We start from the raw sequence: 14915 nt of genomic DNA, 5'->3' as shown, positions 1-14915 counted from the left end.
TCATTTTTCCCCTCCTCACCTTCTCTATGATGAAAAGAGTTTTACCCTCGGCTCTGGCAGCTTTGCTGACCCTTTCGGGCTTGGGCGCCAGTGCCCAAGCGCCGGCTGGCATCTTGCCGAACTGGTGCGGCACCACGGCCGAGCAGAACCGTTACTTTGCTGAGCACCCCGGAGCCCGCGAGGCGCAGAAGCAGTTCAACGAGCGCATGGAGGCGCTCTCGAAGGCGCAAACCCAGGGGGTGCAGCAGCGCAATAACTACGTGACCGACATCACCATTCCGGTGGTGGTGCACATCATCCACACGGGCGGCACCGACAACATCAGCGACCGGCAGATTAACAGCGCCATCGACCAGCTGAACCTGGACTATCAGAAACTGAACCCCGACACGGCCGACATCGCGCCGCTGTTTCGGCCCATCGCGGCGGCCGTCGGTTTCCGCTTCCGCCTGGCCAAGAAGGACCCCAACGGCAACTGCACCACCGGCATCACCCGCCACTACGCGCCCAGCATTGCTACCGACGACGGCAGCGGCGCTGTGCAAGCCATTTCGAACTGGGACCGCAGCCGCTACATGAACATTTGGGTGGTGCGGGGCATCGCCAGCGGTGCCGCCGGCTACGTGTCGCCGCCCAACACCCCTACCAACGTGCGCGACGGTTTCACGGTGCTGAGCACTTATTTCGGTACGCAGGGCACGGGCAGCCTCTACGTGGGCCGCGCTGCTACCCACGAAATAGGCCATTACCTCGGCCTTTCGCACACCTGGGGCGCCACCAACAACCCCGGCACCGGCAACTGCACCGGCACCGACAACATTCCGGATACTCCCCAAACGGATGGTATTTACAGCAACTGCAACCTGAACTACGCACCCTGCGGCCCCATCGCCAACGTGCAGAACTTCATGGACTATTCGTACTGCTTCCGGATGTTTACCCAGGGCCAGCGCACCTACATGCGCAACGTTCTGGCCGCCAACCGCTCGGTGCTGACCTCGCAGGCCAACCTGGTATTTACGGGCACCAACGACGGCTACGTGGCGCCCGACTGTGCCCCGATTGCCGCATTCTCCGTAGCCCCGGGCACCAGCGGCAACGTGTGCATCAACACGCCGGTAACGCTGCGCGACTTTTCCACCAACTTCACCCCGACGGGCGGCACGCTGACGTACTCGTGGTCGTTCCCCGGCGGCACGCCGGCCACGGCCACGGGCCAGCAGGTCACCGTGAGCTACCCGGCCGCGGGTTTCTATTCCGTGACCGAAACGGTGACCAACTCCGTCGGCAGCAGCACCAGCACCCAGACCAACATCATCCGCGTCGAAGGCCCCACGGGTGGCGAAACAGCTCCGCTGACGCAGTCGTTTGAAGACGTTAACTTCCCCAACATTTACGCCACGCCCACCCTGCGCAACTACGAAACCAGCGGCACCACGGCCGCCGGCGCGGCCGGCGCGTTTGTGTGGCGCCGCCAGGCCGCCGTGCCCGCCGCCGACGGCTCGGCCTACCTGACGGTGACCAACCGCACCTACCCGGCCAGCGCCATCACCACCCTCGTTACCCCGAACATCAACCTCTCGGGTCTTACGAATGCCACGCTGCGCTTTGACCGTGCTTACGCCCTGCGCTCCAGCACCGACAATACCCAGCTGCGCATTTCTTTCAGCTCGGACTGCGGCCAATCCTGGCAGACGCCGACCACCCTCACGGGTGCTACGCTCACCACGCAGGGCCTGACGCCGATTGACGGCTACGTGCCCGCCTCGAGCACCGAATGGCAAACGCTGAGCGTGGCTATCCCGGCCCAGTTCCAGGGCAGCGGCCTTTTCAAAGTACGCCTGCAAATGGTGAACGGTTCCGCTCAGGGCAACACCTTCTTCCTCGACAACATGCGGGTTACTACCGCCCTGGCCGCTAAAGCCGACGCTGGTGCGGCCCGCGGCATTGCCGTGTACCCCAACCCGCTGACCAAGGAGACGGCCGTGCACCTGGCCCTCGACAAAGCCGCCTCGGTGCAGGTCTCGCTCACCGACGTGCTCGGCCGCCCCGTGCTCACGCTGCCGGCCAAGGCCTACGGCGCCGGCCCGCAGGTGCTGCCCCTGAGCCCCGCCGGGCGCCCCCTGCAAGCCGGCGTGTACCTGGTGCGCGTCAGCCTCGACGGCCAGACCTTCACCTCCAAGCTCACCGTCGAGTAAGCCAACCGGAGTCTTAAAAGCCAAAAAGCCCTATCCGAAAACGGATAGGGCTTTTTTTGCGGCAGCCGCTTGGGGCGGCGGCGTACCTTTGTGCGCCGGTTGAGGCTTATTGCTGCTTCGTCCGGTTTCATTACCAACTGACTCACAACGCCCGCATATGCGCAAGCAAAAATCGGTAGCCGACTCCTTTGTCATCATGACGGAGCTGGTGCTGCCCAACGATACCAATACCCTCAACAACCTGATGGGCGGCCGCATGATGCACCTGATGGACATTGCCGCCGCCATCTCGGCCCAGAAACACTCCAACCGCATTGTGGTCACGGCTTCGGTCGACAACGTGTCGTTTCGCGACAGCATCCGGCTGGGCAACGTGGTGACCCTGCAGGCCCAGGTGACGCGGGCCTTCAGCTCGAGCATGGAGGTGCACATCGACGTGTGGGCCGAGGACATACCCAGCGGCACCAAGCTCAAAACCAACGAGGCTTTCTTCACCTTCGTGGCCGTGGACCAGTCCGGCCGGCCCATCGATGTGCCCGAGGCCGTGCCCGAAACGCCCGAGGAAATCGCCCTCTACGACGGGGCCCTGCGCCGCCGCCAGCTGCGCCTCGTGCTGGCCGGCCGCATGCAACCCGGCGAAGCCAGCGAGTTGAAAGCCTTGTTTGCCTTGGAATAAGCGGGGAAACCTGTTGTATATTTTGCGCTGTTTCTATAAGCTCTTCGTCTGCTATGTCTGCTGAACAACTGGCTTTTCTGCAAAATTTTTACACCGACGTCACGCTTTACGTGCCCGCCGAGTCAGCGGCGCCCGCAGCGCCTTTGGCCCCGGCGGCAACTGGCGCGGCGCCGGCACCCCCCACTAATGCGGCCCGCGCTACCCCGTTGGCCGACCGTTTGAACCGCCCCGACGACGCGCCCGCCCCGCGGGCCGGCCTGCCGAAGTCGATTCCGACGGCCACCCAGGTCAAGCTTACCGACCGGCTGGCCAGTGCGCGCGATGTGGCCCCGGCCGGACCGCCGCCCGCGCCCGTTCCGGCCGGGGTGCCGCCGGTGATGATGACGCCCTATTCGACCATGGGCAACAACCCGCAGGGCGTGGTACTGCTTTTCCGGCTCCCCGCCGACCAGTTCCAGAAGCTGCACCGCAACGTGTTTCTGAACAAGATGCTGCAGGCCTTGAACATGGTGATGGCCGATGTGATGCTGGTGAACGTGGAATCGGAGCTGCCCGTGGCGCTGGCCAACCTGCGCCAGCAGCTGGCGGCCACGCAAATCATCGCCTTTGGAAAAAACCTGCTCGACACCACCATACGCAACACCCAGATTTACGAGCCCGTGCTGTTTCCCAGCCTCAACCTCGCTTATCTGGCGTCGGCCACGGTCGATTTGGTGGAGTACGACGTGAGTTTAAAAAAGCGGCTGTGGCCGGGCCTGCAGCGTATGTTTAGCTAGCTTGATTAAAAAAACTGACAGTAAGCGCACCACACTGCCAACCAACAAAAAGCCCCTACCTAAATCGGTGGGGGCTTTTTGTTGCGCAAAATCTTGGGGAGGCTTGCCTCTACTCCACGGTGAGACGCAGTGCTTTGCTCCCGGTACGCACCACGTAAACGCCGGTGGCCACGCCTTTAGGCAGCACCAGTGCGGCGTGGCCGTCAGCATCGGCCGTGACGTTGAGCACGTGCCGGCCTACAGCATCATACACCATCACGGCAGCCCCCGGCTGGGCGCCGGTAAGGGTAGCCTCAGTCCGGGTGGGGTTCGGAAACAGAGCCAGGCCAGCAGGCTGACTAGCTAAGTCAACGGCCACGGTGCGAATGGGCGAATAAACCGCCGTGTCATCGGTGTCGACCTGGCGCAGACGGTAGTAGACCAAGTTGGTGCCGTAGTGGGCAATGGCGGGGTCGACCAATTGATAGTGATGGGCCGTCTGGCTGCTGCCCGCGCCGGCCACGGTGCCAATGCGGCGGAAGGTGCGACCGTCGGCGCTGGCTTCCACCTCAAACCGGTCGTTGTTTTTCTCCGAAGCCGTGGTCCAGCGCAGCAGCGCATCGGCGCCCTGGGGCGTGGCCGTGAAGGCCACCAATGTGACGGGGAGCGGCGCAGCCAGGCCACCAAGCGTGAGCCGGCCGAGGGCCAGGGTGCTGAACGAAAAGCTGCGCGTGCTGCCACTCACCGCGGCGGCACCAGAACTGCCGGTGGCGGCCCAAGCGGCCGAACCCAGCGGCGCACGCCAAGCCTGGGTGGTGCTAAAGCTGGATATGCCGTTGTCATCATCGGCTACCCATTGCAGTGTGAAGGGCACGGCGGCGGCCGGCGGCGTGGCAGTTTCTACGGTCCAGATGCGGTCGATGCCCTGCGCGCCGGGGGTGCCCAGGCCCGCGGCCCGGCTCACGTTGTTGGTTTGCAGGCCGGCGGTGCGGGTGATGGTGACCTGGCCCAGCCCGGAACGGTCGAGGATGGCGCCGTGTCCGAAATCGAGCGGGCCTGTACCCGCCGCGCGCTCGATGCGCAGGTTGCCTTGCACATACTGGCCGGGGCCCTCGCCGCTGAGCGTGGCGCCATCGGGCAGGGTGAGCGTGGCGCTGGCCGCCGTGCGTAACAGGCCACTTTGCAGAATGAACGCTGAACCCACCGTCAGGTCGGCGGGCAGGCTCAGGGTGCGCTGGCCAACAGCACCGGTGCTGGCCAACACCAGCGTGCCTACGGTGGCGCTACCTGGCGTAAAGGTCTGGTTGGCACTGCCGCTGAACACCAGCTTGCCCGGCGCCGCCAGCGTACCGGCATTGGTCAGGTCGCCGGTGAGCTCCACGATGCCGGTATTGCTCAGGGTGCTGCCGGCGTTGTTTTGCAAGGAGCCCTGCACATAAAGCGTGGCCCCGGAGCTCACGCTAAGGGTAGCGCCGTCGTTGGTGAGGGTTTGCGCAAAGCCACCCAGGGCAGGCAGTAGCAGCGCGAGGGTAAAGCCGTTTTTCATACCGTTGCTTATCGCGTTTAAAAGTTAGTGTGAAGGGCAAAATGCACGCCCCGTCGGCAGCGCGTCCGTTAGCGTTGGGCTTGGCCGCCGGTGGCCGCCTCCAGGCGCCGCAGCCGGGCCTCGAAGGTTTCCAAAGTGGCCGTGGCCTGGGCGGCCTTGGCTTGTGCCGTAGCCGCTTCGGCTTTTAGCGCTTCAATCTGCTCCTGCTGCTCCTTGAGGGCTTCGATGAGCACAGGGGTGAGCTGGGCGTAGTTCACGGCTTTGTAGCCGTCCTTATCGGTGCTCACTAGCTCGGGGTATATTTTCTCTACCTCCTGGGCCAGCAGGCCCACCTGCCCAGCCTTGGCCGTGCCGCCGTGGCGGACGCCCAGCGCATTCCATTCGTAGCGCACGCCGCGCATAGCCAGCACCGACGCCAGGGCGCTACCAATGGGGCGCACGTTCTGCTTGAAGCGGGCATCGGAGGTGAGTACTACGCCATTGGCCCGCACTTGGCCGGTGGCCGTGATGCCGCCCTCCACGTTCAGCAAGTAAGTTGGCTTGCTGGCGACAGCCCCGGCATAGGTCAGGTTTAGCGTGCCACCATAGCTGAGGAGGCGGGTGGTGTAGTCCAAGCCGCTGGTTTCTACGAAATCGATGTAAGGGGTTTTGCCATTGCCGCGCAGTTCGATGCTGGGGTTGCCGCTGGTGCCGCCGCTCAGGAGCACGCCCAACGCCGAACCCGAAGAGGATTCAGGCCGGTCCAGGTGCAGCCCAGCCTGCGGGTCTGCAGTGCCGATGCCCACGTTGCCGGTGGGGCGGTACACGTCGGCGCCATTCACGCTCCAGGTGCCGGGCACGTTGATGAAGTTGCTGCCATCGAGCACGGGCGCCGCATAGGCCACGGTTGCCGGCGCGATGGTTACGCTGCCGTCGCCGCCGTTGCTGCCAGCCGTCATCGTGATGTTGGTGCTGCCCGTAGGTAATACCCAGGAGCTGCCGCCGCCACCGCCACCGTAGCCGCCACTGCCGCCGCCCCCGTAGTAGCCACCGCCACCGCCCCCGCCGCCGTTAAGTGTGCTGCTACCCCCGTTGCCGCCCTGGCCGGGAGCGCCGCCTTGGTTGCCGCCGCTGCTTTGGGTGGCACCCGTGCCCGGGATGTTGTAGCTGTCGGTTCCCGTGCTACCGTTGGGGGCGCCTCCGGCTCCGCCGTTGCCGCCGCCGCCGCCGCCCCCACCGCCGGCCGCTACCAGCAGGCGGTCGGCCAAGGTTGCGGCGCCACGGCGCACGTCGCTGGCGCCGCCCCCGCCGCCGGAGGTAAAGTAGTTGGCATTGTTATTCACGCCACTGCCGCCACCATTGAAGCCACCATTCAGGGGGGCGCCCCGGCCCCCTACCACCACGGTGAGTACCTCGCCCGGCGTGACCGTCAACGTGGCCTGCACCTGGCTGCCCGCGCCGCCCGAAGTATTGGGGGTCGGGTAAAGCCGCTGGACACCGGCGCCCGCGGCCCCATTGGCCGTCACAGTCAGGCTGCGGATGTTAGCGGGCACGGTGTAGGTGTATTGCCCCGGCGAGCTAAACGTCTGGGCCGGGTACTGCACGGGTTGTTCGGTAGTTGTTAGCGTTTCGGTCCAGCTCGTGCCGTTCCAGGTGTTGAGCTTATTCGTGCTCGTATTGTACACGGTAAGCCCCGCGGCCGGGCTGGCAATGGCGTCGCGCTGCACCAGGCTCAGGCGCGGAGGCAGAAAGCCCTTGGTGGTGCTTGTCACGTCGAGCATGGCCGAAGCAGCCGGAGTAGTCGTGCCGATGCCAACGGTGCCGCCGACGGTGGCGTCTCCTCCAATGGTGGCCGCGCCGGTCACGGTGGCGGCTCCTCCAATGGTGGCCGCGCCGCCAACGCCCAAGGTGGTGCCAACAGTGGCCGCTCCGCCAATGCCCACCGTGCCTGTGCTGCTTATTCCCAGCCCGATGCTGCCGCCGCCTGTCAACAGGTTGGTGCCCAAGCTTAGGTTTTGGGTAGCGGTGTGGTTGCCCAGGTTGTCGCCTCCGGGCAGGGCCTGGGCACTGAGCAGACCGTTGGCATCCGTTATGAGCATGCGGGTGCCGGAGCCGGCCAGGCTGCTCAGCGTGAGGGCGCCGGTGGGGTCGATGAGCAGGCGCGGGGTGTTGCTGCCGCCCGTGTGGAAGCCCAGACCGTTGCTGTTCGAGAGCAGGCGCGCGGAGAAGTCGGTGCTAAGGTCGTGGGCAAAATCGATGTAGACCGCGCCGTTGGTGCCGCGCAATTCGACGTTGGGGTTGCCCGAGGCCCCGCCCGAGAGGTAGACCCCGCTGGCACCCGACACAGAAGGCTTTTCGGCCGTGCTCACGTGCAGTCCCGCACCGGGGGTGGCCGTGCCAATGCCCACGTTGCCACCGGCCCGGTACACATTGGCCCCACTCACCTGCCAGGTGCCGGGCACGTTCACAAAGTTGCTGCCATCGAGAACCGGGGCCGCGAACTGGGCCGCGGGCGTAATGGTGATGAAGCCGCTATTCTGGGAGTTAGACCCAATGCTCACGGCGCTGGCACCGGTTGCTACCACGTAGGAGGTGCCTCCGCCCCCGCCCCCGCCGATGTTGGTGCTGGGGTAGTTGACCGGGTTGGCGGTGCCGCCCCCACCGCCCCCGTAGTAGCCGCCGCCCCCGCCGCCCCCACTCCGGTAAGGGCTGTTAGCCGAGCTGCCGCTGCCGCTGCCGCCCTGCCCGAAGCTTCCGTCGCCCCCTTTGGCGCCACCGCCGCTATAGTCGTAGCCGCCCGTCCCTCCATAACCAGAGCCACTCTGTGCATTGGTGTACCCTCCCTGGCCCCCGGCCGTGCCGCTTCCGCTCCCGCTCGTAGAACCGTACCAGTAGCTGGCACCGCCGTCGGCGGCGCTCTCGCAGCCGCCGCCCCCGCCGCCACCAGCCGTTACAATGCGGTTGCTCAGTGCCGTGCCGCCGCGTCGAATGTCAGAAGCCCCGCCGCCTCCGCCAGCCGACGCGTAGCCGCTGCCGCCGCCGTTGTAGCCCCCGGGCGCAGAAGCACTGGCACCAGAACGACCGTTACCACCCGCACCGCCCACGTATAGCGTCAGTACCTCGCCGGGCGTCACATCCAGCGTGGCTTGCACCCTGGACCCGTTGCCGCCCTGGGCGTAGGAGGCCGAATATCCGCCATAGGACCCGGCCACGGTCACCATAATGCTCCTCACGCCTGTGGGCACGGTGTAGGTTTGCGGCGCGCCAGTGAAGTTGAAAGTAGCGCTGACACCCGGGATGGGCTGCTCAGTGGCGCTCAAGGCAGAATCCCAGCTGGTGCCGTTCCAAGTATTGAGCTTGCCCGTGGTGGTGTTATAAATAGTCAGGCCAATGGCCGGACTGGCAATGGCGTCGCGCTGGCTCAGGCTCAGGCGCGGAGGCAGCAGGCCTTTGCTGGTGCTGCTTATCTCGAGCGCTGCCGAGGCGTCGGGGGCAGAGGTGCCGATACCGACGCCCCCCGTCTGGGCCTGAGCCGTGAGGGGGACAACGGCCAGCAGCGCGAGGGCTGCCGGTGGAATGCTGAAGTAACGGTTTTGCATAGCAAAAAGAAAGGATGGGAAACAAGTAGGGACATCCGCCGTGCGGCGGCGCCGGCACCGAGGGCTTACCTCAGGGGCCAGCGCGCCGCCCGCTCGGGGTAGAGCGGTGGCCGAAGGGTTCGGAGCGCCGGGGCGGTGGCCGACCAGCCCCAGCGGCTGCAAACCTTCCTTCGCCTTCCCGCCATTTCCTAATCAGGAGCGTAGACAAAGTGTAGACACTTTTTACAACAAACTGATTACCAATACAAATAATTAACGACCTATAAATTATAGTACCTAACTAGGTAGGCATAGGCCACCCGGGCCATCGCGCGGCACGTCTACCACCCGGGCTTTGATGTAGTCAGCAATTCTCTTTCGGCGGCCGTTCTACTACCGGGCAAACCGCTTGCCGCCGGCCAGCGCACGGCCAGCCAGACCATAGCAAGAACTACTCCTGCCCGGTCGCGGGCTGGTCCGGAAGCTCAGCCGCCGGGGTGCGGCCGGCGGCCATATCAGCGGCGGTAATCTTTTTGTAGAGCCGGGTTTTGGCCCGGCGCACACTGGCCGGGTCAATGTTCAGCAAGGCCGCAATTTCCTTCGTTGCCAGGTTGATGTGGAAGTAGCAGTACAGGCGCTGCTCGTTCTTGGTCAGGGCCGGGTACTTGTCCTGCAGCTCCTCAAAAAAGCGCGGATGCACCTGCTCGAAATGAAGCTTGAATTTGCCCCAGTCCTCGTCGAGGTAAAGGCTGGTTTGCAGGATGGATTTGATGCCCGCCAGCTCCTTGCGCTGCTCGGGGCTTTGCGCGCTCAGCTCCTGAATCTGCTGCTTGAGCTCAGCCAGCAGGGCGTTTTTCTGCTGCACGTACAGGCTGGCAGACGCCAGCTCGCGCTGGTTGGCTTCGAGCTGCGCCTGTAGCTCCTGGTTAGTGGCTTGGTGCTGTTCGTTGTCGTAGCTCAGCTGCTGGGTGTGCTGCTCGCGGGCCTGCTGCCGCTGCTGCAGGGCCAGCAGCGCCGCCTGAATGTGGCTGTTTTTAAGCACAATTTCCCGGTTGCGCAGCTCTTGTTCCTGAATGTCCAGGGCTAGCAGTTGAGCTTCCCGCTCCGTGGCCAGCAAGGTCCGCTGCATGGTGTGGAGGCGAATGGTGAGCGCCACCATAAAGCCGAGGGCATGCGCCACCACCGCCAGATTGGGCAGCAGTCGAATGGCTTCTTTGTCGTAGCCAAACAGCACGTTGTGGCCGGCCACGAGCAGAATCAGTAGCAGGGGCAGCACGTTGGCCAGCAAGAAAGGCCGGGACGCCGGCAACCGGCGCCGGACGGCCACAACGGTGATGGCCAACACCAGCCCCACCACCGCCAGTGCCAGCATGTTGTGAAACGGCAGCGTGTAATAATCAAGGAAAAAGCCGCTTCCACTCACCACCAGCACCACCAGCGTGAAGGCGAAGTAAGCCCCCAGCGCGTAGCGCAGGGTGGCATCCAGGCGGGGCAGCCGCGTGGGGGTGTTCAGGTAGGCGCGGGTCATTTGCCCGATGCCCCCGAGCAGCAGCACCACGCTCAGGTGCATCAGCACGTTGCCGGGATGGTGTCCATAGCTTATGCCATTATCCAGCACCCGCGCGCTGAAGACCGGGGAGCGATACCAGTCGCTCAAACAGCTGGACAACGACGTAACGTAAAGCGCCGCCCCCACCTGCGTGCCGAAGTAATACAACGTGGCGCGGTCGCGCGAGCGGGCATAGGAGTACAGGCCCACGAGGGCCAGCAGCCCTAGCACCACCACCGTGCCCATCCACACAGCCCAGCCAAATCGGTCGGCGGCCTGCGCCGCCGCAGCCAGCTCCAGGCGCACGCCCCAGCCGATGGCGCGCGGCAGGCCGACGCCCGCCGGCAGATTTACCCGCACGTAGCAGGTGGTACCGCCGCTTGGTACGTGCCAGAGGCGCCAGCTGGTCTGTGTCAGGCCGGTTCGCCAGCTCTGCCAGCTTTGGGCGTCTTCGTCGAAATAATAAAGCGTGTTGTCCAGGTTGGGCAACACGTGGAGTCGCACGGCTTCGGCGTAGCGGCTGCGGTTGCGTAACGTTAATTTCAGCCAGTAGCGGCGGCCCAGTGCCGGGCGCAGCGAGTCGGCCGGCGCAAAAGCCAGTGCGCTATCGGTGCGAATCTGGTCCCAGGTGTAGCCTCGGTCGGGCAGCACGCCCACGCGCACCACATCTACCCCCCTTTTTACCAACGCCTCGGGCGTGGGCTGCGCAGCAAGTTGTAGTATGCTGGCAAGCAAGAGGAATAGAAGTATAAACGTCTTTATCGACACGTAAAGCGCAGAGGAAAGGGCCGAATTATCAAACTGCAGTATACACCTATCCTTAAATAAAAAAGGCTCTCCGCTCACACGGAGAACCTTTTTCATTCAATTTCAGCAGAATATTAATTCACCGGTGCTGTTTTCAGCACCTCGGCCAGCTTGGCGGCCAGGGCCTCGCCGCGCAAGTTCTTGGCGATGATTTTACCCTGCGGGTCGAGCAGGAAAGACTGAGGAATGGACTTCACCCCGTAGGCCGCGCCGGCCACGCTGTTCCAGCCCGCCAGGTCCGACACGTGGTGCCAGGTAAGGCCGTCGGAAGCAATGGCCTTCTCCCACTTGCCCTTATCCTGGTCCAGCGACACGGAATAGATGGTAAAGCCTTTGTCTTTGAAGGCGTTGTAAGCCTTCACCACGTTGGGGTTTTCCTGGCGGCAGGGGCCGCACCAGCTGGCCCAAAAGTCAATCAGCACGTATTTGCCGCGCAGGCTGCTGAGGGCCAGCTTGCTGCCGTCGGGCTGCGCGAGGTTGATTTCCGGGGCCTGGCTGCCCTGGGCCGTGGCGCGCATGGGTTCCAGCCGGGCCGTCAGTTCCTTGGTGAAGGGCGAGTTGGGGTTGGCCTTGCGCTGCACACCGGCCAGCGAGTCGGCAAAAGCAAATTCCTCGTCCGGGTTCAGAAACGCCCCTACTGCAAAGCCGCTGGCCACCGCGGTGGCGTTGCGCCGCAGGATACCCTTCATCTTGGCCGAATTGGTGCTCTGAATGGTGTAGTACTGCTTTTCAATGGCCTTCATTTCATCTGCCTTGCCCGCCTGGCCGGCGGCATTGTAGCGCTGGCCCAGGCTTTCGAGCTCGGTTTTAGAGCCCTGCATTACCTGCGTGAGCTGGCGCAGCACTTCGGCGTCTTTGCTGCCTTTCACGGTGTAGGACGTGGGCAGGCTTTTGGCGTCGCCGCTCAGTTGTATGTGGGTTTTATTGTCGAGCAGCAGCAGCACCTGGTTGGGCTCGTCGAGCTTGAGCTGGTAGATGCCGGGCGTGGGCGACAAACCTTTCAGCGTAAAATTGCCAGAAGCGTCGGTCTTGGCCTGGGTTTTCTCCACAAACTGGTTCGAGGTCAGCTCCGAGAGATGCACCACCGTGCCGGCCGGCGCATTTTTCAGCTGGCCCGATACTTCGTAGCCCTCGGCGGCGGAAGCCGGCTGGCAGGCGTTGGCCAAACCCAGCGCGGTAGCAGCAATGAAAACAGATTTTATCATGGGATAAAGCATATGCTTATGCGTAAAAATAGCCAACGCCAGGCAGTAAAATTATTGTTCCGAAAAGCTGGATTGGTGGGTTGGCGGGTTTTCATGCGCTAACCCACCAATCCGCCCATCCACTATTTCACCACCTAGCCTTCCAACGCGGTGCGCAGCAGCTGGTTGGCCAGCTTGGGGTCGGCTTTGCCGCCGGTCAGCTTCATCAGCTCGCCCATGAACATACCGGTGAGCGACTTCTTGCCGGCGCGGTACTCGGCCACCTTGGCGGGGTTGGCGGCCAGCACTTGCTGCACCAGGCCCTCCAGCTCGCCGCTGTCGGCTTTTTGGAGCAAGCCGAGGGTTTCAGCCGCACCGGTCACGTTGGCGGTGGGATGCTCGAGCAGGTGCGGCAGCAGCTGCTTGCTGGCCACCGAGTAGTTCAGCTTGCCTGCGTCAATCAACTCGATGATGCCGGCCAGTTGGGCGGCGTCGAGCGGGAAGTCGGCCATGGTGAGGGCGCGCTCGTTGAGGTAGCTTTTCACCGGGCCCATCACCCAGTTGGCGGCAGCTTTGGCGTTAGGCGTGAGGCGGGCCAGCTCGTCGAAGAACAGGGCCACGTCTTTCTGGTCGATGAGCACCGTGGCGTCGTAGTCGCTCAGCCCCAGCTCGCCGGTGAAGCGGGCGTAGAGCTGCTGCGGCAGGGCCGGCAACTCGGCGGCCACGCGGTGCAGCCACTCGTCGGAGATGATGAGCGGGGGCAGGTCGGGCTCGGGGAAGTAGCGGTAGTCGTTGAGGGTTTCCTTGCTGCGCTGGCCGTTGGTGGTGCCGCTGGCCGCGTCGAAGCCCCGGGTTTCGCTGTCCACCTCGCCACCGGCCTCGATGATGCTGATTTGACGCTCAATCTCGTAGGCAATGGCGCGCTGCACGTTGCGGAAGGAGTTCATGTTCTTCACTTCCACCTTCATGCCGAACTGCGTGGCGCCCTTCTTCATCACCGAGATGTTGGCGTCGCAACGCAAGGAGCCTTCCTCCATGTTGCCGTCGCAGATGCCGAGGTACTCCACCAGCTTCTTGATTTCGGTGAGGTAGGCGTAGGCTTCTTCGCCGGTCCGGATGTCGGGCTCGCTCACAATCTCGATGAGCGGCACGCCGGCGCGGTTCAGGTCCACCAGGGTTTCGGTTTCGCCGGCCAGGTGCATGCTCTTGCCCGCGTCTTCCTCCATGTGGATGCGGGTGATGCCGATTTGTTTGGTGCTGCCGTCGGCCAGGCGGATTTCGACGTGGCCTTCGGTGCAAATCGGGGTTTTGTCCTGCGTAATCTGATAACCCTTGGGCAGGTCGGGGTAAAAGTAGTTTTTGCGGGCAAACAGGTTGTCGCGCCGAATCTGGCAGTTGGTGGCCAGGCCCATTTTCATGGCAAATTCCACGGCCGTGCGGTTCACCTTGGGCAAGGTGCCGGGGTGGCCGAGGGTGATAACCGACAGGTTGGTGTTGGGCGCAACGCCGTACTCGTTTTCATCGGCCGAGTACATCTTGCTGTGCGTGAGGAGCTGAGCGTGTACTTCGAGGCCGATAACGGGCTGGTATTGGGCAAGGGTGGCTTCGTCCATAACTAAAAACGCGGGGTACTAAAAGCTATTCAGCCTTAAAGGTAACGGCTGCGGCCAAGCCCGCCGCGTTTGGCGGCCCGCAAAGCCCGGCCGCGCAGCCGCCCTCTACCCCACTTTCGGTCATTCGCCCCCACCAAAACTACCAGCGTCGGGTACCCTGCGGGAAATAGTTCGGGTTGCGGGGGTTGCTGGCGCCGCCGTTCTGGCCGTATGGCATTTCCATGGTGTAGTACACGGGCACGGTATAGTGGCTTTTCACGGTTTGGCCGTCGCGCCGGGCGGGCACAAACTGCCGCTTGAGCTTGGCCACGGCCCGCAGGGCGGCTGCGTTCAGAAACGAAGAATTCGACTTCACCACCTTGGCTTGGGTGATACGGCCATCTTCGCCCACCAAGAGCTCCACGTCGACTTCCCGGTTGAGGCCGCCGCGGGCCATCCGGTAAAACTGAGCGCTTTCGCTGCGCATCTGCCTCAGTTCGCGCGGGTTCAGGCGCACGCCCTTGGCCAGCTCCTTGGTGAGCTGGGCCTCGCCGCCCGGATACAGCGGAAGCTGTTCGTAAACGAAGTACTGCACCGGCGCCCCGTTGGGGCCGTAGCAATTGCCGATGCCGCAGAAGCCTTTTTCGTAATGGTCGCGCCGCTTGAGGGTGCCGTCGGGGTAGTAGGTGAGCAGGTCGCCGTGCCGAACGCCATTATAGTAGTCTTCCTTGGTGCGCATGCGGCCGTCTTCGTACCAAGTGGTGAGCGTGCCGTGAATAGTTTGCCTATAGACGTTGGCAAAGGGAATGTACTGGCGCAATGCCCCCGACGGATAAAATACCCGCGTGATGCCCGCCAGACTGTCCCGAAACGTGGTTTCGGCGCAGTAGGCCGTGGAATCAAATTGCGTAGTAGGTTGAAAATCGGGTGTATAAAAAGTAGCCGGAGGCTGGGGCACGTCTTTTTCTACTGACTGGGCGAGCCCGGCCAGCGGCAGGCTTGCCAAGAGTCCAAATGCGAATAGCTGTGCTTTCACTGGATAAAAAATGAA

The 14915-nt window shown here is 63.7% G+C and carries 9 protein-coding genes; 3 read left to right on the top strand and 6 right to left on the bottom strand.

Annotated features, from left to right (window positions below; genetic code table 11):
• Window positions 1-29: 29 nt before the first annotated feature.
• The 3 genes from I2I01_RS01250 to I2I01_RS01240 all read left to right on the top strand — a co-directional run bounded on the left by I2I01_RS01250 (window position 30) and on the right by I2I01_RS01240 (window position 3650).
• Window positions 30-2198 (top strand): M43 family zinc metalloprotease, encoded by a 2169-nt coding sequence (locus I2I01_RS01250; RefSeq protein WP_196284609.1) that lies wholly within the window; start codon window positions 30-32, stop codon window positions 2196-2198.
• A gap of 157 nt (window positions 2199-2355) precedes the next feature.
• Window positions 2356-2874 carry an acyl-CoA thioesterase gene (locus I2I01_RS01245; protein WP_196284608.1) on the top strand — a complete coding sequence of 173 codons (519 nt, stop codon included), beginning with the start codon at window positions 2356-2358 and terminating at the stop codon, window positions 2872-2874.
• A 53-nt stretch (window positions 2875-2927) separates the two neighbouring features.
• Window positions 2928-3650, top strand: coding sequence for a hypothetical protein (locus tag I2I01_RS01240; protein ID WP_196284607.1), 723 nt, complete (start codon window positions 2928-2930; stop codon window positions 3648-3650).
• Between the two features lie 109 nt (window positions 3651-3759).
• Here I2I01_RS01240 and I2I01_RS01235 read toward each other — a convergent pair whose 3' ends face one another.
• The 6 genes from I2I01_RS01235 to I2I01_RS01210 all read right to left on the bottom strand — a co-directional run bounded on the left by I2I01_RS01235 (window position 3760) and on the right by I2I01_RS01210 (window position 14900).
• Entirely contained in the window at window positions 3760-5175 is a 1416-nt protein-coding gene (locus I2I01_RS01235) for a T9SS type A sorting domain-containing protein (RefSeq protein WP_196284606.1), read from the bottom strand.
• A gap of 68 nt (window positions 5176-5243) precedes the next feature.
• Complete coding sequence (locus I2I01_RS01230) at window positions 5244-8753, bottom strand: tail fiber domain-containing protein (RefSeq protein ID WP_196284605.1); 3510 nt, start codon at window positions 8751-8753, stop codon at window positions 5244-5246.
• 430 nt (window positions 8754-9183) lie between these two features.
• On the bottom strand, window positions 9184-11016 hold the full coding sequence (locus I2I01_RS01225; RefSeq protein WP_196284604.1) for a 7TM diverse intracellular signaling domain-containing protein: 1833 nt from the start codon (window positions 11014-11016) through the stop codon (window positions 9184-9186).
• Between the two features lie 146 nt (window positions 11017-11162).
• The gene (locus I2I01_RS01220) at window positions 11163-12293 is read right to left on the bottom strand and encodes a TlpA disulfide reductase family protein (RefSeq protein ID WP_196284603.1); all 1131 of its coding nucleotides are present in this window, start codon (window positions 12291-12293) and stop codon (window positions 11163-11165) included.
• Between the two features lie 134 nt (window positions 12294-12427).
• The gene (gene gatB / locus I2I01_RS01215) at window positions 12428-13885 is read right to left on the bottom strand and encodes an Asp-tRNA(Asn)/Glu-tRNA(Gln) amidotransferase subunit GatB (protein ID WP_196284602.1); all 1458 of its coding nucleotides are present in this window, start codon (window positions 13883-13885) and stop codon (window positions 12428-12430) included.
• A gap of 139 nt (window positions 13886-14024) precedes the next feature.
• On the bottom strand, window positions 14025-14900 hold the full coding sequence (locus tag I2I01_RS01210) for a TonB family protein (RefSeq protein ID WP_196284601.1): 876 nt from the start codon (window positions 14898-14900) through the stop codon (window positions 14025-14027).
• Window positions 14901-14915: the final 15 nt, after the last annotated feature.

It is taken from the genome of Hymenobacter properus (assembly GCF_015694735.1).
Classification (GTDB): domain Bacteria; phylum Bacteroidota; class Bacteroidia; order Cytophagales; family Hymenobacteraceae; genus Hymenobacter; species Hymenobacter properus.
The sequence above is the reverse complement of the archived record's forward strand: the minus strand, read 5'-3'. Positions and strand labels throughout refer to the sequence as shown.